General features: G+C 65.6%; 25 protein-coding genes. 14 read left to right on the top strand and 11 right to left on the bottom strand.

The window, feature by feature from the left end; genetic code table 11:
- The first annotated feature begins 3 nt into the window (after window positions 1-3).
- The 4 genes from AX702_RS10960 (at window position 4) to AX702_RS10945 (ending at window position 5410) form a co-directional block, all read left to right on the top strand.
- On the top strand, window positions 4-3231 hold the full coding sequence (locus AX702_RS10960; RefSeq protein ID WP_066779378.1) for an efflux RND transporter permease subunit: 3228 nt from the start codon (window positions 4-6) through the stop codon (window positions 3229-3231).
- Window positions 3228-3836 (top strand): cation diffusion facilitator family transporter, encoded by a 609-nt coding sequence (locus tag AX702_RS10955; protein ID WP_066779375.1) that lies wholly within the window; start codon window positions 3228-3230, stop codon window positions 3834-3836. Before AX702_RS10960 ends, AX702_RS10955 begins: the two co-directional genes overlap by 4 nt.
- Window positions 3833-4750 (top strand): cation diffusion facilitator family transporter, encoded by a 918-nt coding sequence (locus AX702_RS10950; protein WP_066779372.1) that lies wholly within the window; start codon window positions 3833-3835, stop codon window positions 4748-4750. Before AX702_RS10955 ends, AX702_RS10950 begins: the two co-directional genes overlap by 4 nt.
- A 324-nt stretch (window positions 4751-5074) precedes the next feature.
- Window positions 5075-5410: a four-helix bundle copper-binding protein gene (locus AX702_RS10945; protein ID WP_066779369.1), complete on the top strand. Its 336-nt coding sequence runs from the start codon at window positions 5075-5077 to the stop codon at window positions 5408-5410.
- 36 nt (window positions 5411-5446) lie between these two features.
- Here AX702_RS10945 and copD read toward each other — a convergent pair whose 3' ends face one another.
- Window positions 5447-6376: a copper homeostasis membrane protein CopD gene (gene copD, locus AX702_RS10940; protein ID WP_066779366.1), complete on the bottom strand. Its 930-nt coding sequence runs from the start codon at window positions 6374-6376 to the stop codon at window positions 5447-5449.
- A 1-nt stretch (window position 6377) separates the two neighbouring features.
- Window positions 6378-6749 carry a copper homeostasis periplasmic binding protein CopC gene (gene copC / locus AX702_RS10935; RefSeq protein WP_041043251.1) on the bottom strand — a complete coding sequence of 124 codons (372 nt, stop codon included), beginning with the start codon at window positions 6747-6749 and terminating at the stop codon, window positions 6378-6380.
- Between the two features lie 120 nt (window positions 6750-6869).
- On the opposite strand from copC, the gene AX702_RS10930 reads away from it, so the two are divergent.
- From AX702_RS10930 to AX702_RS10890, 9 genes are all read left to right on the top strand, one after another.
- Complete coding sequence (locus tag AX702_RS10930; RefSeq protein WP_066779362.1) at window positions 6870-7142, top strand: hypothetical protein; 273 nt, start codon at window positions 6870-6872, stop codon at window positions 7140-7142.
- A complete protein-coding gene (locus AX702_RS10925; RefSeq protein WP_066779359.1) occupies window positions 7139-7579 on the top strand; it encodes a periplasmic heavy metal sensor in 441 nt (146 codons plus the stop codon). The genes AX702_RS10930 and AX702_RS10925 overlap by 4 nt, the downstream gene beginning before the upstream one ends.
- Complete coding sequence (locus tag AX702_RS10920; protein ID WP_066779356.1) at window positions 7576-8145, top strand: RNA polymerase sigma factor; 570 nt, start codon at window positions 7576-7578, stop codon at window positions 8143-8145. The genes AX702_RS10925 and AX702_RS10920 overlap by 4 nt, the downstream gene beginning before the upstream one ends.
- Window positions 8146-8212: 67 nt before the next feature.
- Entirely contained in the window at window positions 8213-10183 is a 1971-nt protein-coding gene (locus AX702_RS10915) for a copper resistance system multicopper oxidase (protein ID WP_066779353.1), read from the top strand.
- 23 nt (window positions 10184-10206) lie between these two features.
- On the top strand, window positions 10207-11385 hold the full coding sequence (locus AX702_RS10910; protein WP_184116743.1) for a copper resistance protein B: 1179 nt from the start codon (window positions 10207-10209) through the stop codon (window positions 11383-11385).
- Window positions 11376-12113, top strand: a complete 738-nt coding sequence (locus tag AX702_RS10905) for a PepSY domain-containing protein (protein WP_066779346.1) — start codon at window positions 11376-11378, stop codon at window positions 12111-12113. The genes AX702_RS10910 and AX702_RS10905 overlap by 10 nt, the downstream gene beginning before the upstream one ends.
- 47 nt (window positions 12114-12160) lie before the next feature.
- Entirely contained in the window at window positions 12161-12760 is a 600-nt protein-coding gene (locus AX702_RS10900) for a DUF305 domain-containing protein (RefSeq protein WP_197420567.1), read from the top strand.
- A gap of 75 nt (window positions 12761-12835) precedes the next feature.
- On the top strand, window positions 12836-13210 hold the full coding sequence (locus AX702_RS10895; protein ID WP_066779343.1) for a DUF305 domain-containing protein: 375 nt from the start codon (window positions 12836-12838) through the stop codon (window positions 13208-13210).
- Window positions 13211-13269: 59 nt separating this feature from the next.
- Entirely contained in the window at window positions 13270-13710 is a 441-nt protein-coding gene (locus AX702_RS10890) for a DUF411 domain-containing protein (protein WP_058733718.1), read from the top strand.
- Between the two features lie 32 nt (window positions 13711-13742).
- On the opposite strand, the gene AX702_RS10885 is transcribed toward AX702_RS10890, so the two are convergent.
- Genes AX702_RS10885 through AX702_RS10875 form a run of 3 tightly spaced genes read right to left on the bottom strand, consistent with a single transcriptional unit; the run spans window position 13743 to window position 15132 of the window.
- A complete protein-coding gene (locus AX702_RS10885) occupies window positions 13743-13964 on the bottom strand; it encodes a hypothetical protein (protein WP_066779340.1) in 222 nt (73 codons plus the stop codon).
- A gap of 45 nt (window positions 13965-14009) precedes the next feature.
- Complete coding sequence (locus AX702_RS10880) at window positions 14010-14342, bottom strand: hypothetical protein (protein ID WP_066779338.1); 333 nt, start codon at window positions 14340-14342, stop codon at window positions 14010-14012.
- A gap of 37 nt (window positions 14343-14379) precedes the next feature.
- A complete protein-coding gene (locus tag AX702_RS10875; RefSeq protein WP_066779336.1) occupies window positions 14380-15132 on the bottom strand; it encodes a MauE/DoxX family redox-associated membrane protein in 753 nt (250 codons plus the stop codon).
- A 63-nt stretch (window positions 15133-15195) separates the two neighbouring features.
- Here AX702_RS10875 and AX702_RS10870 point away from each other — a divergent pair, with 63 nt between their 5' ends.
- On the top strand, window positions 15196-15603 hold the full coding sequence (locus tag AX702_RS10870) for a MerR family transcriptional regulator (RefSeq protein ID WP_066779335.1): 408 nt from the start codon (window positions 15196-15198) through the stop codon (window positions 15601-15603).
- On the opposite strand, the gene arsH is transcribed toward AX702_RS10870, so the two are convergent.
- The 6 genes from arsH to AX702_RS10840 are packed head-to-tail and all read right to left on the bottom strand — an operon-like array spanning window position 15594 to window position 19158.
- The gene (gene arsH / locus AX702_RS10865; protein ID WP_066779332.1) at window positions 15594-16349 is read right to left on the bottom strand and encodes an arsenical resistance protein ArsH; all 756 of its coding nucleotides are present in this window, start codon (window positions 16347-16349) and stop codon (window positions 15594-15596) included. The genes AX702_RS10870 and arsH overlap by 10 nt on opposite strands.
- Window positions 16349-16780 carry an arsenic resistance N-acetyltransferase ArsN2 gene (arsN2, locus tag AX702_RS10860; protein WP_066779436.1) on the bottom strand — a complete coding sequence of 144 codons (432 nt, stop codon included), beginning with the start codon at window positions 16778-16780 and terminating at the stop codon, window positions 16349-16351. The genes arsH and arsN2 overlap by 1 nt, the downstream gene beginning before the upstream one ends.
- Window positions 16780-17103 carry a YnfA family protein gene (locus AX702_RS10855; RefSeq protein ID WP_066779329.1) on the bottom strand — a complete coding sequence of 108 codons (324 nt, stop codon included), beginning with the start codon at window positions 17101-17103 and terminating at the stop codon, window positions 16780-16782. Before AX702_RS10855 ends, arsN2 begins: the two co-directional genes overlap by 1 nt.
- Window positions 17100-18386, bottom strand: a complete 1287-nt coding sequence (locus AX702_RS10850) for an arsenic transporter (protein WP_066779326.1) — start codon at window positions 18384-18386, stop codon at window positions 17100-17102. Before AX702_RS10850 ends, AX702_RS10855 begins: the two co-directional genes overlap by 4 nt.
- On the bottom strand, window positions 18386-18814 hold the full coding sequence (gene arsC / locus AX702_RS10845) for an arsenate reductase (glutaredoxin) (RefSeq protein WP_082746204.1): 429 nt from the start codon (window positions 18812-18814) through the stop codon (window positions 18386-18388). The genes AX702_RS10850 and arsC overlap by 1 nt, the downstream gene beginning before the upstream one ends.
- Before the next feature lie 11 nt (window positions 18815-18825).
- On the bottom strand, window positions 18826-19158 hold the full coding sequence (locus tag AX702_RS10840; RefSeq protein ID WP_066779324.1) for an ArsR/SmtB family transcription factor: 333 nt from the start codon (window positions 19156-19158) through the stop codon (window positions 18826-18828).
- Window positions 19159-19555: the final 397 nt, after the last annotated feature.

The raw sequence follows: 19555 nt of genomic DNA, 5'->3' as shown, positions 1-19555 counted from the left end.
ACCATGATCGGTCGCATCGTCACCCTCTCCGTCGAGAAGCGTTGGCTAGTCCTGCTTCTCACCGTCGCCGCTGCGCTGCTCGGGATAGGCGCGCTGCGCCAACTCCCGATCGACGCCGTTCCCGACATCACCAATAACCAGGTGCAGATCAACGTCGTCGCCCCTGCCCTTTCCCCCGACCAGATCGAGAAACAGGTCGCGTTCACGGTCGAAACCGCGCTCGCCGGCATCCCTGGCCTCGAATATACCCGTTCACTCAGCCGCAACGGCTTCGCCCAGGTCACGGCCGTCTTCACCGAGAAGACCGATATCTACTTCGCCCGTCAGCAGGTGGCGGAGCGGCTGCGGACTGCGGAGGAAGACCTTCCCGAGGGCGTAAACCCTGAAATGGGGCCGATCGCGACCGGGCTCGGCGACATCTTCATGTGGACGGTCGAGTACCGTGAACTGGATCAGGTCCATCACCGCAACGGTGAGCCCGGTCTGCAACGCGACGGCAGCTACATCACGCCGGAAGGCGATCACCTCGTCAGCGAGGCCGACAAGGCCACCTACCTGCGCACTGTCCAGGACTGGATCGTCACGCCGCAGCTCAAGAGCACGGAGGGACTGGCGGGGGTCGACTCCCTTGGCGGGTACACCAAGGAATATCTCGTCGTCCCCGACGTGCAGCGCATGGCCGCAATGCGGCTGACGCTGCAGGATCTCACCACGGCGCTGGAGCGCAACAACACCAGCGCCGGCGCCGGTGTCGTCAACCGTAACGGCGAAGGGCTCTCTGTCCGCTCCGACGGGCGCGTGCGCAACGCCGACGAGCTTGCCCGAACCGTCGTCGCCACCCGCGAGGGTGTGCCGATCCTGCTCAACCAGATCGCAACAGTTCGGACCGGCCAGGCTCTGCGCATGGGCTCCGCGTCCGAAAACGGCCATGAGGTGGTCGTCGGGACCGCCGTCATGCGGATCGGCGAGAACAGCCGTACCGTCTCGACCGGGGTCGCCGAACGGCTGACCCAGATCGGCCGCTCGCTGCCGGTCGACGTTGTCGTGAAACCGGTGATGAACCGCACCGAGCTGGTGAACTCCACCATATCGACGGTCGCCCGCAATCTCGCCGAAGGCGCGCTGTTGGTCATCGTCGTCCTGTTCGCCTTGCTCGGCAACTTCCGGGCGGCGCTGATCGCGGCTCTCGTCATCCCGATCACGATGCTGCTCACCAGCATCGGCATGTTGGAGGCGGGCGTTTCGGCCAATCTGATGAGCCTCGGCGCGCTCGACTTCGGCCTGATCGTGGACGGTGCCGTCATCATCGTCGAGAACGCATTGCGGCGCCTTGCCGAAGCCCAGCATGGCCGGGACGGCGAACTGACGATGGAACAGCGGCTCGGGCTGGTCGCCGCGTCCGCCCGCGAGATGATCCGTCCGTCCGTTTACGGGCAGGCGATCATCATCCTGGTCTATGCGCCCTTGCTGACCTTCACCGGTGTCGAGGGCAAGATGTTCGAGCCAATGGCGCTCACCGTCATCATCGCACTCGTGTTCGCCTTCATCCTGTCGCTGACCTTTGTGCCCGCGGCGATCGCCATTTGGCTCAGCAAGCGGGTGGAGGAGAAGGAAAGCCGGGCCGTGACGTTCCTTCGACAGCGCTACGAGCCGGGGCTCGATGGGGCGATGCGTCGCCCGACGCTCACCATCGGCATTGCGGTCGGCGCTTTGGCGCTCGCCGGTGTTGCCTTCACCACCTTGGGGCAGGAGTTCCTGCCGCAGCTCGACGAGGGCAATATCCTCGTCCAGGCCGTGCGGATCCCGGGCACGTCGGTCGACCAAAGCCAGGCGATGCAGTTCCAGGTCGAGAAGGCGTTGGCCAAGGTGCCGGAGGTCCGCTTCGCCTTCTCGCGCACGGGCACCTCCGAGATCGCATCGGACCCGATGCCAGCGAACGCCACGGACACCTTCGTTATCCTGAAGCCGAAGGCGCAGTGGCCCGATCCAGGTCTCTCCAAGGAAGAGCTTGTGGAGCGTCTGGAGAAGCGTCTCTCCACCCTCCCCGGCAACGCCTACGAGATCACCCAGCCGATCCAGATGCGGTTCAACGAGCTGATCGCGGGCGTGCGCGGCGACATCGCCATCAAGGTGTTCGGCGACGATTTTGGCGAGATGAATGCGACCGCGGACCGGATCGCCGGTATCCTTCGCCGGACCCGGGGTGCCGCAGACGTGCGGGTCGAACAGACCGAGGGCCTGCCGATGCTCGACATCCGGCCGAACCGCACCGCCATGTCGCGCGTCGGCGTAACCGCCGGCGACGTGCAGGACACGGTTGCCGCCGCGATCGGTGGCCGACAGGCCGGCGTGATATTCGAGGGAGATCGCCGCTTCCCCGTCATGATCCGAATGGCCGAAAGCTCGCGCTCGGACCTCACGGCGGTCGCTCAGGTGCCGGTACCGACTGCCGGTGGTGGCTTCGTACCGCTGTCGACCGTCGCCGATATCGCTGTCGTCGATGGTCCCAACCAGATCAGCCGGGAGAACGGAAAGCGGCGCGTGGTGGTGCAGGCGAACGTCCGTGACCGCGACGTGGCGGGCGTCGTTGCCGATGCCCGGGCGGCAATCGACGCTCAGGTGAAGCTGCCGGCAGGGACGTACCTCGAATGGGGAGGCCAGTTCGAGAACCTTGCGTCCGCTCGGGACCGGCTCGCTATCGTGGTGCCGATCTGTTTCGTGGTCATCATGCTGCTGCTCTACGGGGCGCTCGGCTCCGTTCGAGATGCGCTGATTGTGTTCACCGGCGTCCCTCTGGCGCTGGTGGGAGGGGTGCTCGCGCTTGTGCTGCGCGGGATGCCCTTCTCCATTTCCGCGGCCGTCGGCTTCATTGCGCTATCCGGCATCGCCGTTCTCAACGGGTTGGTCATGGTGACGTCCATCCATGACCTGATGCGCGATGGCATGGATCGCGCGGCTGCGGCGCATCGAGGCGCGCTGGCCCGGCTCAGGCCTGTCGCGATGACTGCGCTTGTGGCTTCACTCGGTTTCGTACCGATGGCGCTGGGACATGGAGCGGGCGCCGAGGTGCAAAAACCGCTCGCAACCGTGGTTATTGGCGGCCTCATATCCGCGACGCTGCTCACATTGTTCGTGCTGCCGACGCTCTATGCCCGTTTCGGCAGCCGAGAGCTGCCGGTCCCGGAAAGCGATCGGCAAACTGCCGCTCCTGACGAGAAGGTGCCGGCATGAGCGAAGAGAGCTTCGACCTCGACACGGCCGAGAAGCGCCGGACGCTTTGGATAGTCCTGTTGCTCAATCTGGGCCTGGCGGCAGGCTTCGGGGTGTCCGGCGTCATGGCGGATTCCAGCGCCCTGATCGCAAACGGCTTGGACAACGCCTCCGATGGCATCGTCTACATCATCAGCTTGCTTGCCCTCTCGCGCTCACAGGCGTGGAAGCGGGGGGCCGCGGTGACATCGGGCATCCTGCTGCTGCTCTTTGCCGCGGGTGTGCTGCTCGATGCCGGGCGGCGCTATTTCTCGGGAAGCGAGCCGCTCGGCCCCACTATGATCGGGATGGCGATCATCGCGGCGGTCGTTAACGGGCTTTGCTTGTGGCTGTTGAAGCGATTGCGCGAGCCCGATGTGAATATGCGCGCTGCGACAACCTTCAGCCTCAACGACTTCGTGTCCAATGGGGGCATCATTCTAGCCGGCGTGATCGTCGTTTGGACGGGCCAGAACTGGCCTGACCTTATCGTCGGCATCGCTGTTGCCGCTATCGCGGTGAAAGGCGGCCTCGAAATCCTGCGAGACGCTCGCTCGGACGCGGGCACGAAAGGAGCCAATCAATGAGCGCAGGCCATGACCATGGGGGGCATGCCCACGACCACACCGCTGGCGCGAATGCCCAGATGCTGAGCTGGGCGCTGGCGCTCACGACCGCCTATCTGGTTGCCGAGGTTGTTGGTGCGTTCGTCTTCAACAGCCTCGCGCTTCTATCTGACGCAGCGCACATGCTGACAGACGTGGCAGCACTGGTGATTGCGCTGCTCGCGATCCGGTTCGGACAGAAGCCGGCCGACGACAAGCGGACGTTCGGCTATAAGCGGTTCGAGATCCTGGCCGCTGCTTTCAACGCCCTGCTGCTCTTCGGTGTGGCGATCTACGTGCTGGTGGAGGCGGTGCAGCGCTTCCGCCAGCCCGAGGCGGTCCAGTCGACCGGGATGATGATCGTCGCCGCGATCGGCCTGGTGGTGAACCTCATATCCATGAAGCTGCTCACGTCGGGCAAGGATGCGAGTATGAACGTCAAGGGCGCCTACCTTGAGGTCTGGGCCGACATGATCGGGTCGGTAGGCGTGATCGCGGGTGCGCTCGCGATCCGGTTCACCGGTTGGACGTGGGTCGATCCGATCGTCGCGGTGGGGATCGGCTTATGGGTGCTGCCCCGAACATGGGTGCTGCTCCGGGACACGACCAACGTGTTGCTCGAGGGCGTTCCTGGAGGGATCAAGCTGCCCGAGTTGCGTGCCGGCATCGCCGGCCTGTCCGGCGTGGCTGGCGTCCACGACCTCCATGTCTGGTCGATGGCCTCGGACGACATCAACTGCACCGCACACGTCACGCTTGCCGAGGGTGCTGACGCCGATGCGATCAGGAAGTCGGTTGCGGACATGCTCCATAGTCGGTTCGGGATCGAGCATTGTACGATCCAGACCGAGGCCGCGGCTGAGCAGTGCGAGGACACCGGGCACCTGCACCCGTGAGCGTGCGGTGACGATAAGGAAGCCGCGGCGCTGGACGGAAGAAGCCGACGCGGAGCTTCGCCAGCGAATTGCCGCGCGGCAGCCCTTGGCGACGATCGCGAGGGAGATGGGTAGAACGATGGATGGCGTTCGAGGGAGGGCGGCTGCGCTGCGGGTCGCCCTTCCGTCTCCTACGCGGCCCTGGCGTGAAACAGTGAAGCGGGGGCCTGCGCCGAAGCCGATGAAGGATCAGGCTAAAGGTGACGAATGAAGGCACCCGGCTGAGGGACGAGCCGGCGCCGTGCGTACTCCTCAGTGGGCGGGGGCTCACGCGGAGAATGACCGATGCACCATCAGATGAGCGCGGAGATGCAGGCTTGCATGGACGCCTGTCACCACTGTCACGTCACCTGCCTTTCGATGACCACGCAGCATTGCCTTCAGGTGGGCGGCGCACATGCCGCGCCCAACCACATCAAGATCATGCTCGACTGCGCGCAGATTTGCGCCACCTCACTCGACTTCATGGCCCGCGGGTCCGACCAGCATAAGGTCGTATGCGGCATCTGCGCTCAGATCTGCCGGGCTTGCGCGGAGAGCTGCCGGGGGCTCGACGGCATGGAAGAGTGCGTCGCCGCGTGCGAGCGTTGTGCCGACGCATGCGAGAAGATGGCCGCCTGATCGGTGACGGGCGGGTGGCGATCTGCCGCCCGCTCCTCACATCGCCGTTGCGGGGGGCTCGAGCATCCCCAGCCAGGCGACCAGCGCCAGGATCGTGACGGCACAGCTCGCCTCGATCGCGAGGCTGCGCCACAGAGCACCAAGCGCGGCCCGATGATCGCCCGCGGCAACCGAGCGCTCGAAAACCGGCGTCAGCCGGAAACGATTGAGGGAGGCCAGCCCCAGCATCGCGCCGAACAGTACCAGCTTGGCGAGGAGGAGCTGGCCGTAAAGGGTGGTCAGAAGTCTCGGTAAATTGCCGGCACCGACCAGCAGCCAGCCATTGACCAGGCCCGTCACAACGATCGTGCCGACCACGAGCGTGCCGACCAGACCGAAGCCATGCAACGCCCGGTGGGTCAGTCTGAGATGCGCGACGTCGACGCGAACTGCCGGTCGCACCACGAGCAGCGTCAACCCGAGCAGTGCGCCGACCCAGGCTCCGGCCGCCAACAGATGCAGAATATCGGCCAGCAGATGGACCCAGCCCGTCGCGCCCTCATCCATCGCGCCATGGCCTGTCCAGGCGAGCGTCGCGAGCGCAATGCCCGCCGCGAGCGCCACCATGCCGAGCGGCGCGGTACGTCCTGCCGCGATCAGCGCGGCGATCACGGCCACAATCAGCGCGACCATGCGCGCTTCCCACGCCGTGCCCGTCGCGGAGCCGGTGATCAGCATTCCGATCGCTTCCCGATCGATCGGCCACGGCGGCGCTCCAGCCATTGCCGCGGCGAGCAGGACGAGCGCAATGCCTGAAAACAGAAGGCCGAGCAGCCCGGTCCCCACCAGCCAAGGGCGCAAGGCGAGTGCGTCTGCGCGCTCCCCGGCCTTGAGCCCGTAGAGGCTGAACGCCGACAGGCCGAACAGCCCGCTCAACGTCGCATAAAGCGCGAAGCGGACCCCGATCAGCGGCCAGTCGGCATCCACCTTACTTCACCGCGAAGGCGAAGTTGCCCGACACCCGATGCGTGTCGGCCGAGACGACGTGCCATGCGACGCTGTAGCGGCCCGCGCCGAGCGGCGACTTGGGCACCACGACCAGCGTTCGGCCATCGGGTGCAACCTGGGTGGTGGTTGCAACCTTCATCGGTGGGTGCGTGGTGCCGCCATGGCCCGTCATCATCAAGTCCGCACCGGAGAATTTCGGCATCAGCCTCTCGCTGAACTGCAAAGCGACACGCGCGGGCTTGGCAACGGTCGCGTTGGGCGCGGGTGAGGCCACAACGAGCTTCGGGTGAGCCTGCGCCGCACTGGCGAGGCTCAGGAGAGTGAGGGCGGCAGGAAGGGCGAGACTACGCATGGGGTACTCCGACGAGGTTCGTGCACCCTTCTACGCGGCGCGCTGCCCGACCCCTCACCGGCGGTTGAGGGATGATGGGCAGCGATGCGTATCCGATGATAGAGGGGCGGAGTGGAAAGCATGGACGATCTAGACAGAGCATTGGCGCGACTAGCGGGCGCACCCGCCCCGGCCGCTTTGGAGGGTATCGAGGACCAAGTCCTCAGACGGATCGGCAGCCGCCCCGCCGTGCGCGGAGCCGGGCTCGGGATCGGTGTGATAACCGCCGCGGCGCTCGGTATCGGGATCGTCGGTGCCGAGCTGCCCGCGACGGCAAGCCCTGTTGTCTCGCTCGCGCCGCTCGGCGGAGCCTCCCCCCTTGCCCCTTCCGCGTTGCTGATCGGCGAGCCATGACCTCGACCAAGCGGGTTGTCCTGTGCGCCTTGCTCGCCTTCCTGGCAGCGATTGGTGGTGTCTTTATCGGGCGCGCGCTGCTGCCGCAGTCCAAGCAACCCGGTGCGGCGCTCCACGAGGTGCTGCACCATAAGCTCGCGCTCGATGGCAACCAGCAGGCCCGATTGAAGGTGCTCGAAGACCGGTTCGCGGTGCAACGCCGCGCTCTCGAGCTGGAGATGCGTGCCGCCAATGCCCGCCTTGCCGAGGCGATCGAGGCCGAGCACGGCAATGGTCCGCGGGTGGCCGCTGCGGTCGACCAGAGCCATGCCGCGATGGGCGAGCTGCAGAAGGCGACGCTGGCGCACATCTTCGCCATGCGTCAGCTCCTCCGGCCCGAGCAAACCTCTCAATTCGATGATGCGGTGGTGAAGGCGCTCACCGACGGCCAGGGGTGAGCCTCGACTGGACCGCGCTGTCGGATGGCGAACTGGCGACGCTCAGCATCGCCGGCCGACAAGCCGCTTTCGCCGAGATCGTGCGACGTTATCGGCAGCCGATGTTCCGGCTTTCGCACGCCTTCCTCGGCGATGCCGACGAAGCGCTGGACGTGACGCAGGAAGCGTTCGTGGCCGCGCATCAGGCCTTGTCGCGCTACGACCCCAACCGATCGATGCAGGCGTGGCTAACGACCATCGCCGTCAACAAATGCCGCGATTGGGCGCGTAAGCGTGCCGTGCGCCGGTTTCTGTCGTTCGCGCTGCCGAACGACGAACAGGTCCAGAGCATCGTCGACGAACAGGTGCCGATCGACGACGCAGCCGGCGATCGGCAGGAACTCGATCGTGTGACCCGCGCCATCTCGACCTTGCCCGCGAACCTGAAGGAGCCTTTGGTACTTCGGACGATCGAAGGCCTGAGCCAGGCCGAGACGGCCGAGGTGCTGGGGATCAGCCAGAAGGCGGTCGAAACCCGCCTGTATCGCGCGCGGGCGCGGCTGCTCGAAAAACTCGGGAACCGCTGAGGGCTGGACGGATCGGCCGCGTAGAAGAAGCGACGGCCCTTTCACGGCCCCATTCTTAGGAGCTTGCATGTCGCGCGTTCTCGACCGCCGCCAGGTGCTGCGCGGTGCCAGTCTGGCAGGAGGCGGCCTCGCCTTGTCGGCCTATATGCCGGCATGGGCACAGCCCGTCTCCGCCGGCATCGCCAAGCCGTTGCCCACGGTGTCGGGCGAGGACATCACGCTCAAGGTCGCGCATCAGATGATGATGATCGACGGGCGGCAGAGCCACGCCATCGGCATCAACGGCACCGTGCCCGCGCCGCTCATCCGCTTGCGCGAGGGACAGAACGTCCGCCTCCACGTCGTCAACGAGCTCGACGAGGAAACCTCGATCCACTGGCATGGGCTGCTGCTGCCCTTTCAGATGGACGGGGTGCCGGGGATCGCCTTCCCCGGCATTCCGGCGCGCTCGACCTTCACCTACGAGTTCCCGATCATCCAGAGCGGGACCTACTGGTATCACAGCCATTCCGGGCTTCAGGAGCAGGAGGGACACTACGGCCCGATCCTGATCGATCCGAAGAATCCCGATCCGGTGAAGTTCGACCGGGAGCACGTGATCGTGCTGTCCGACCACAGCTTCCACCACCCGCACTACCTCTTCGATCGGTTGAAGAAGGAGTCGGGCTACTTCAACCGCCAGCGCCAGACCCTGGCCGGGCTTCTCGCCGGCAAGGATCAGTCGCTGAAAGAGCGGTTGGAGTGGGGCAAGATGCGGATGGACCCCGCCGACGTCGCCGACGTCACGGGCTCGGTCTACACCTACCTGGTCAACGGCTACGGCCCCAAGGACAATTGGACCGCGCTATTCCGCCCCGGCGAGCGGGTGCGGCTGCGCTTCATCAACGCCTCGTCGATGACCACCTTCAACGTCCGCATTCCGGGCCTGCCGATGACGATCGTCGCGGCCGACGGCTTGAACGTGCGCCCGGTCGAGATCGACGAGTTCCAGTTCGGCCCGGCCGAGACCTATGACGCGATCGTCACCCCGCCCGACCTGCGCGCCTATACGCTGGTCGGTGAGAGCATCGATCGCTCCGGCATGGCCCGCGCGACGCTCGCTCCGCGCGAGGGCATGGCGGCCGAGGTGCCCCCGCTCCGCAAGCGCCCGCTCGCGACCATGAAGGACATGGGCATGGGCGGCATGGATCATGGCACGATGGACCACGGCGGCATGAATCATGGCGCCATGGGCGGCGCTGCGGGTTCGATGTCCGGCATGGACCATGCTGCGATGGGGCATGGCGCGGGCACCGGCGCAATGCCGGGTATGGATCATTCCCAAATGAACCACGGCGCGGCCGGCACCGCGGCAGGCGGCATGGCAGGCATGGACCACGGCCAGGCTCAGGGCGGCGCCATGGCCGGTATGGACCATGGCTCCGGCACGATGCCGGCGATGAACGGCGATCAGATGGGCGGGATGGACATGGGCGGCATGAGCCATTCCATGCGCGATTTCAGCAATGCCCCCGAGGTTAAAAAGGGACCGGGCGTGCAGACCATCTCGCCGATGCCGGTCGATCGGACCGGCGATCCCGGGCAGGGGCTGGAGAATGTCGGGCATCGCGTTCTCACCTATCGCGACCTGATGGCGCTCGACCGCAACCCGGACACACGCGCACCGGAGCGGGAGATCAAGCTCCACCTCACCGGCAACATGGAGCGCTATATGTGGGGCTTCGACGGCGAGAAGCTGTCGGAGAACCCCGACCCGATCACGCTGCTTCACGGCGAGCGGGTACGGGTGACGCTCATCAACGACACGATGATGGGACATCCGATCCACATCCACGGCCACTTCTTCGACCTGGTGACCGGCAAGGGCGCCTACGCCCCCCGAAAGCATACGGTGCTGGTGCAGCCGGGAGGCACGGTGAGCTGGGACGTGACCGGCGAGGAAGGCGACTGGGCCTTCCACTGCCACATGCTCTACCACATGCACGCGGGCATGATGCGCGTTGTCCAGGTCCGCAAGGCCGGGGAGGCCGCGGCGTGATCCGGTCGCTCCTCCTCGCCGGTATGGCGCCGCTCGGCCTTGCGACACCCGCATTCGGGCAGACCATGGACCATTCCATGCACAACATGCCGGGCATGACGATGCCGGCAAAGCCGGCCGCCAAGCCGAAGGCGAAAGCCGCGGCCAAGTCCGCGACTAAGCGTAAGGCTCCCGTCCGATGCACCGCGCCGCGGCGCGCGCAACCGGCGAAGACGCAGGCTGCCGACCCTCATGCCGGGCATGACATGAGCGGGATGCAGGGAATGGATATGAGCGGTCAGCAGCAGGCTGCGCCCACCCAGAACCCGCACGCCGGTCACGATATGTCTGCTATGCCGGGCATGGCAGCATCGACAGGTGCGGGGCAGGACCCGCATGCCGGCCACGACATGAGCACGATGCCGGGCATGGCGATGCCCGGCGATCAGCCCGCTGCCAAGGTCGGAACCGACCTTCCCCCCGGCAACAAGCCCGCTCCCGCTCCGGCCGGGGACCACCTCGCCGATCGTTTCTGGGGCGCGGACGCCATGGCCAGCTCGCGCGAGAACGATCTACGCCGCGAGCATGGCGGAATGACCGTCTATCAGATCCTCTTCAATCTCGCCGAATATCAGGCTCGCAAGGGTGGCGACGGCTATCGCTGGGATGGCGAGGCCTGGATCGGGGGCGACATCAATCGCTTTACGCTAAAGAGCGAGGGCGAAGGCACGTTCGGCAAGCCGCTCGAACAGGCCGAGGTGCAGGCGCTCTACAGCCGCGCGCTCGATCCATACTGGAACCTTCAGGCGGGCGTTCGCTACGACTTCAAGCCCAACCCCTCGCGCACCTACGCGACGGTAGGGATCGAGGGGCTGGCCCCCGGTTGGTTCGAGGTGGAGGGCGCATTGTTCCTCTCCGACAAGGGCGACGTGCTTGGCCGCGCGGAGGGCTATTACGACCAGCGCATCACCAACTGGTTCGTGCTCCAGCCTAGGGTGGAGGCCAATTTCTCCGCGCAGGACGTGCCCGAAACCGGCACCGGCTCCGGGCTCACGGACCTCGAGGCCGGGCTTCGGCTTCGCTACGAGGGCCGGCGCGAGTTCGCGCCCTACATCGGCGTGTCGTGGGAGCGGCAGTTCGGCGACACCGCGCGCTTCACCCGCGCACGCGGTGACAATACGGGCGGCTTCAGCTTCGTCGCGGGCGTGAGGACCTGGTTCTGAGCCCGCGGCTCCGCCTCCATGTCGGGGCAAGCAAGGTTCACCGCTGGCTTGCGCTCCTGATCGGGGCGCAGGCGATCGTCTGGTTCACCAGCGGGCTCGTCATGAGCCTGCTGCCGATCGACACCGTGCATGGCGATCACCGGATCGACCGGAACGTCGAACCGGCCCTGATCGCCACTCAGGATTTCGCGCCCGTCCCTGCCCTTCTCGCATCGGCCGGAGCGCCGGTGCGTCAGCTCCAGCACCGGATGCTGCTGGGGCGGCCGATCGTCGAAGCCCAGCTCGGCGACGGCAAGGTGCGTTTGCTGGACGCCCGCACCGCAAAGCCGCTGCCCCCGGTCGACGGCCCGGCCGCAGCGCTGATCGCAAGGCAGGCGTATCGCGGCGAAACTGGTTCGGCGCCCGTCGTCGAGCGGATCGAGCGCCCCAGCACCGAGTACCGCGGTGCCCTCCCCGCCTGGCGTGCTTCCTTCCCCGACACCGACGGAACCCGCATCTACGTCGCGGCGGAGACTGGCCGGCTGACATCGGTGCGAACCGGCACGTGGCGGCTCTACGACTTCTTCTGGGGACTCCACATCATGGATTGGACCGAGCACGAACGGTTCAACACGCCGTGGCTCAACGCCTTCGCAGCGGGGGGACTCGTGTTCGCCGTCGCCGGGGCAATCCTGCTCTTCATGCGCTGGCCCCGTCGACGCCGCAGAAAAGCTCAAGGGGTCCGCTAGAGAGCCGCGTATCCTTCAGTGGGTGGGGCCGAACAGGAGAGCGCGACATGGACCACGACCCCAATTCCAAACAGGGCGGCGCTATGGGGATGAGCTACGGGCGCTTCGCCGCGATGATCGTGACGTCGACGGTCGTGATGTTCGGCCTCATGTATCTCAACACTTACGCGCTGAGCCACGTCGAATACAGCCAGACCAGGACATGGATGGCGATCGTTATGGGCGCCGTGATGGCGCTCATCATGATCGGCTTCATGTGGAGCATGTACCCCAACCGGAAGGCCAATCTCGGCATCGTGGCGGCCTCGATCGTGGTGTTCGCCGGCGCCTTGTGGCTTGTCCGCAGCCAGGAGACGGTCGGCGACGTCGCGTATATGAAGGCCATGATCCCGCATCACTCGATCGCGATCATGACCAGCGAGCGAGCGCACATCAAAGACCCCGAGGTGCGCAAGCTCGCAGACGGGATCATCGACGCCCAGGTCCGCGAGATCGCGCAGATGAAGCGCTACATCGCTCGGCTCGAGGCGCACCCGACGCCCGATAATGCGCCCGACCTCCCCTCCTATCGCGACAAGCAGGTGCCTCCCCCGCCCCCCGAAACCGACGAGAGCGTCGGCATCAACACGCTTCAGCCGATCCGCTGAGCAACATCGCTTGAGGGCTAATCGTTTGAAGCCCGTATCCCTGTTGAGCGGGGGCTTTGACGCAGGAGCGACACGATGAAGAAGATGATGATTTTGGCCGTCGCGGCCGCCCTCGGCGCGGTCCCCGCGGTCGCCCAGATGCAGGGCATGGACCATTCCGGCATGAACCATGGGCAGATGATGCGGCCGACGCCGGCGAACCCGTACCCGCAGGCCGAGATGGACATGCATCAGAAGATGATGTCGGCGATGGGTGCGGATGCCACCGAGACGTGGGTCCGCAAGATGGTCGAGCACCACCGTGGCGGCATCGCCATGTCGCGTATCGTGCTGCGCGAAACCAAGGATCCCAAGGTTCGCCAGATGGCCACCAAGACGATCGCAGAGCAGACCCGCGAGATCGGCGAGTTGAACGCCTGGCTGCGGGCGCATGGCAAGAGCGCCCAGTAATCGACTATCGTCCCTCCCCCCGTCACCGTGCGGGGGGATGGCCACCCGGGAACTCAGATATGGATCGCTTTCGCCTTCTCGCCGCCGCGCTGGCGTGCGCTACCCCTGCGGGGGCTCTCGCTGCAGGTCCCGTCCTGATGCATCGCGACCCGGGTTGCCCCTGTTGCGAGAAATGGGCGCAGCAGGTGAAGGAGCAGTTCGGCCGCGCCGTCCGCGTCGTCGACGATGCGAACCGGCCGGCGTTCATGAAGGCACGCGGCGTGCCTCAAGACCTCGCCTCCTGTCACACTGCCATTATCGACGGCATGACCTTCGAAGGGCACGTTCCGATTGCCGACATGAAGCGTGCCTTGGCCACGCATCCGAAGGGCGTCACCGGCCTCGCGGTCGCCGGGATGCCGATGGGCTCACCGGGCATGGAAATGCCGGGCATGAAGGCCCAGGCCTATGACGTGATCGCGTTCGGGCCGAGCGGCCGCAGGGTGTTCGCCCGCCATTGAAAAGGGGAGGCGCGAACGCCTCCCCTCCCAGCTTACTTCTTCTGCATGCCCGACATGTCGTGACCGGCGTGCTCGCCGTGCTTCATGTCCTTCATGTCGGCGCAGCAATCCTTCTTCGCGCCGTCCTTGTCCTTGCAGCAGTCGGCGCCATCCTTGCAGCACTCCTTCCCCGCGCAGCAGTCAGCGGCGGCAAAGGCCGTGGCGGGAACGAGCGTGAGCGCGATAGCCGCGCCGATGAACTTGATGGTCTTCATGTGTAATTTTCCTCAAATGCACTGATTGATCGGAATCCACGTCGATCAGGCGGTTCGAGGAGGTGGCGGTGCAGGACCGCCCGAGCGACCAACAAGGGCATGAGGCTCGGGTGCGGGCGGATCCGTCCGCACGGCGAGCTGCGGCGCGGGAGACGTGTGAACGTCGAGGGCCGTTGCGATGCAGGCTCCTACGCAGTCCACCGGAGGGGTCTTTTTTACGGGCGTGAGCGGCGCGCGATCGCAATCGGCCATTCCGGCATGCGCCTGCGAAGGCGGCGCAGCCTGCGCCATGGCCTCGCACATCGGGCCCATCCGCACGAGCAGCATCGCGCCCAGCAGGAGCAGCGCAAATGTGCGGACGAGGCGGCCGAAGCTCATGCAGCCCTTCTAGCTTGCGCCGGGCCGCCGCACCAGATCAGTGCGCGACGCCCAGCACCATCCAGATCGCCATGGCGACCATCATCACGTTCTCGGTGAGCGACAGGAAGCCCAACGGCACATTGCTGTCACCGCCCACGCACGCGCATTTCAGCTCGCGCTTGTCGACATACACGGCCTTGATGACCGAGACCGCTCCGATCGTCCCGATCACCAGCGCGATCGGCACCGACAGCCAGGTCAGCACGCCGGCCGCCATCAGCACGCCCGCTGCGCCTTCCGCGTAGGGGTAGGTGTAGGAATAGGGCACCCAGCGCTTCGCAAGCAGATCGTAGTTGAGGAACATGCTCGAAAAGCTCTCCACGTTCTGGAGCTTGAGCATGGCCAGCACGCACATGGAGAAGGCGATGAACCACTCACCCGCGCGTACCGTGAACGGTGTGCCGAGCACGGCATAGCTGGCCGCCAGCGCCATCAATGCCGTCATCGCGAACACAACCGCGACCGGCCGGTAGGTCACCGCCGTGGGGTCGGCCACGGTCTTACCGAAAAACCGGCGCAGATCGTCGTAGCCTCCTACCCGCTCGCCACCGATGAAGGTCTGGGGTGTCGTTTTGACCCCATGCTCGGCTTTGAACGCGTCGGTTTCCTCGCGCGTGCGTAGCCAATGGTCCTCGACCTCATAACCCTGCCGGCGCAGCAGATCCTTCGCCTTGATCCCGTAGGGACAGGTGTGGGTCGGCATCACCATCCGATAGATCGTCGCCTTCTTGGGCGCGAACGTCGCCATTCGTCTTCTCCGGCCTCTGTGCCCGACCTATATGGCATCCGTACTATAGTACGGAGTCAAGGCATGACCGGCATGACGATCGCAGGGCTCGCTCGAGAAGGCGATGTGGGCGTGGAAACGATCCGCTACTACCAGCGCCGAGGTCTTCTCGACACGCCCGACAGGCCGATAAACTCCGGGTCCGGGGGCGGTATCCGCCGCTATGGCCCGGAGGATGTTCGCCGGCTGCGCTTCATCCGATCGGCCCAGGGCGCCGGCTTCACGCTGGAGCAGATCGGCGAGCTGCTGGCGCTCGACGCGACCGACGATCGCGCACGCGCACGCGAGCTTGCCAGCGAGCGGATTACGGTGCTGGACGCCAAGATCGAGGAGCTTGAGCGGGTACGCGCGTCACTGCGGCATCTCGCACACGAGTGCGGAAACGGATCAGCGGGACCGTGCCCTATTCTGGCGGCTTTCGATCACGCTTGAGCGTCAGCTCGGGCGATGGCGATGCTCGACAGATCGGTTCTGACGTCGACCGGCACGCCGGCGTGCCTGCGCTCGGAATAGCGGTCGACGAGCTGGGTTGCATATGGGCGCAGCAGGACGGTGAAGCGCACCAGCTCCTCCATTACATCGACGATACGGTCGTAATAGCTCGACGGCTTCATGCGCCCCGCTTCATCGAACTCCTTGTAGGCCATCGCGACCGAGGACTGGTTCGGGATCGTGAACATGCGCATCCAGCGGCCGAGCAGGCGCAGCGTGTTGACCGCGTTGAACGATTGCGATCCGCCCGACACCTGCATCACCGCGAGCGTGCGTCCCTGCGTCGGCCGCATCCCCTTCATCTCGAGCGGCAGATGATCGATCTGCGCCTTCATGATGCCCGTGATCTGGCCGTGCCGCTCAGGGCTGCACCAGACCTGCCCCTCCGACCACATTGATAGCTCGCGTAACTCGTGAACGGCCGGGTGATCGTCTCCCGCCACTTGGTCGGGCAGCGGCAGCGTGGAAGGATCGAAGATGCGCGTGTCTGCGCCAAACAGGTGCAGCAAGCGCGCCGCTTCTTCCGCGGCTAGGCGCGAGAAGGAGCGCTCACGCAAGCTGCCGTAGAGCAGCAGGATGCGGGGAGCGGGTTCGGTCGGCCCAAGATCCGCGGCGAGGCGATGACGGATAAACGCCGGATCGAGTGCCGGCAGAACATCCAAATCGGCAAGGGTACGAAGCGGCATCAGAGGGCTTTCACGAGGTATGTCGCGGAGGCGGGGCAGAGCGAGGTGAACTCGCGCGTGGCGGCAATAGCGGACGGTGCCGAATGGCGATCGGCGGCCGCATAGCCGAGCATGCGGAAGAACGGGGCTGCGGTCGTGGTCAGTAGATGGAGTCGCTGTACGCCCAGTGTGCAAGCTTCTTGTTCGAGCGCGGCGACCAGCGCGCGGCCGATGCCGGCGCCCCGACGATCGGGAAGGATGAGGACGGAGCGGAGCAGACGGTCGGCTCCTTCGCCTTCCAGACCACCATAGCCAACCAGGCTATCCGCATCGAACCGGAAGAACACGCGGTCAGGCTCCGCGAGATCGGTGCCGGGCAAGCCCATGGCGTCGAGGTGCCGCGACAGCTCAGCAAGGTCGCTGGTTTGGAGAAGCCTGGCGATCGGCGTCATCATGCGCCGCGAGGCCCGAGCAGGATCAAACAGGTTCCGACAAGGCAGAGGGCGGCCCCGCCGACATCCCAGCGATCGGGACGGACGCCCTCGACACTCCACAGCCAGAGCAGGGAGGCGCAGATGTAGATGCCGCCATAAGCGGCATAGGCCCGCCCCGCGGCATCACTGTCGACGCGGGTCAGAAGCCAGGCGAAAAGGATTAGGGAGGCAACGCCGGGGACCAGCCAGAGGGGCGCCTTGCCCATTCGGAGCCACGCCCAGAACGCGAAGCATCCGGCAATCTCAGCAAGCGCCGCGCCGATGTAGATCAGGGCAGTCATCCGATGGTAATCCTCAACGCCAAGGCGCCGAGCGTGACCAGCAGCACCGGCACGGTCAGCGTGACACCGACCCGGAAATAATAGCCCCATCCGATCCGCACGCCTTTCTGGCCGAGAACGTGAAGCCACAGGAGCGTCGCGAGCGATCCGATCGGCGTGAGCTTGGGACCGAGGTCGCAGCCGATCACGTTGGCGTAGATCATTGCCTCCTTGACCGCGCCCGTGGCATGGGCCGCATCGATCGACAGCGCGCCCACCAGCACGGTTGGCATGTTGTTCATCACGGAGGAGAAGACGGCTGCGATCACGCCTGTTCCCAAGGCGGCACTCCAGACACCGCCTTGTGCCGTCCGATCGAGGAGCGCAGCCAGATGATCGGTCAGGCCGGCGTTCCGCAGGCCATAGACCACCAGGTACATGCCGATCGAAAAGATGACGACTTGCCACGGTGCGCCGCGCAGCACCTTCCGCGTCTCGATCACGTGCCCACGTCCGGCGATCACCAGCAGAAGGATCGCGCCGGCAGCGGCAACGGCGCTGACGGGCACGCCAAGCGGTTCGAGCAGGAAGAAGCCGGCGAGCAGCAAAGCGAGAACGATCCATCCGGCGCGGAAGGTCGCGGCGTCATGGATCGCTTCTCGGGGCGTACGTAGCGCCCCCACATCGTAAGCTCTTGGTATGTCACCTCGAAAGAACAGTAGCAGCGCGCCCAACGTGGCGGCGATCGACAGTAGATCGACCGGCACCATCACAGACGCATAGTCGCCGAAGCCGATGTCGAAAAAGTCGGCCGACACGATGTTGACGAGGTTCGACACGACCAACGGCAGACTGGCCGTGTCGGCGATGAACCCCGCCGCCATGACGAATGCCAGTGTCGCCTTGTCCTTGAAACCTAGCGCCCGCAGCATCGCAATGACGATCGGCGTCAGGATCAGCGCCGCGCCATCATTGGCGAACAGCGCGGACACTGCCGCGCCGAGCAGCACGATCAGGACAAATAGTCGGTGACCATGCCCCCTGCCCCAGCGTGCGACATGCAGCGCCGCCCATTCGAAGAACCCGGCTTCATCGAGCAACAGGCTGATGACGATGATGGCAACGAACGCCGCGGTCGCGTTCCACACGATGCCCCACACCACCGGCACGTCGGACAGCGTGACGACGCCCGCGAGCAGCGCCACGACCGCCCCGCCCATGGCGCTCCACCCAATGCCAAGGCCCTTGGGTTGCCAAATGACGAGCGCGATTGTGGCGACGAAGATCAGGACGGCCAGGAGCATCAGACGACGCGCTGGCCCAAAGCGTCCACCACTTGCTCACCGTCTTCCTTGGCGAACGCGCCGAGCTGATCGCTTGGCAGCAGATCGAGGACGGCTTCAGAGGGCCGGCACAGCTTCACGCCGAGTGGCGAGACGACCAGAGGCCGGTTGATGAGGATCGGATGCGCCATCATCGCGTCCACCAGCGCGTCGTCGGACTTCGACGTGTCACCCAGGCCTAGCTCCGCATAGGGTGTGCCCTTCTCTCGCAGGAGCTCGCGGGGCGCTATGCCGGCGCGATCGATCAGCTCGACCAGCAGAGCACGCGAGGGCGGCGTCTTCAAATACTCGACCACATGCGGTTCGATGCCGGCATTGCGGATCATGGCGAGTGCGTTGCGGGACGTGCCGCACTCGGGATTGTGGTAAATGACGATATCGACAGGCACGAAGCGTCCTTTCAGCAGCAGGGGGCGAGTTCCGCGACGAGCGGCGCGCACAGCTCGGCATTGCCGGCGCAGCAGTCCTTGACGAGGAAGAGGGTGAGCGCACGTAGGCCGTCCAGGTCAGCGCAGTAGATGATGGATCGGCTGCGACGTTCGGACCGCACGAGGCCCGCGCGCGCAAGGATGCCCAGATGTGCGGACATGGTATTCTGCGGCACATCAAGCTGACGGGCTATGTCGCCGGCTGCCATACCGTTCGGTTCATGCCGCACCAGCAGGCGGAAGACATCGAGGCGTGTCGCTTGCGCGAGCGCGCTCAAAGCGGAAATGGCCGAATCGTTTTCCATATATCCAGCATAGTGGATATGACGAGAGCGAGGCAACGGGTCCGGAAAAACCAGGTCCGCAACACCTTCCGGCTCGGAACAGGATTATAGGCGCGGCTCGCGCGCCTCGCCTTTCCGAGGACCAGCAGCATGATTGATTTGGACGACCCCCAAGCGGTCAAGGAAGCGTCGCGCGCTAATCGCCGCCGGCGCTTTCGCAGCTCCGCAAAGCGGGCGCGGCCTATTCCACCACCTGACAGTTAATCCGCCTTGGAGGGCGCGCGGATCAGTGCGCCCACCGCGAGAAACGTGTCAAAACCGTCCGGTTGTGACACCTACCCCCTGCCCCAGCTTTTCTGCGGGTGTAAACGCTCGCGCTAAATGGCGGCGTTCTGATCGCGCTATTTGTCAGTTGCCG

It is taken from the genome of Sphingomonas sp. CCH5-D11 (genome assembly GCF_001557395.1).
GTDB lineage: Bacteria > Pseudomonadota > Alphaproteobacteria > Sphingomonadales > Sphingomonadaceae > Sphingomonas.
Note: the sequence above shows the minus strand (reverse complement) of the source record. Positions and strands in the feature narration are given on the sequence as shown.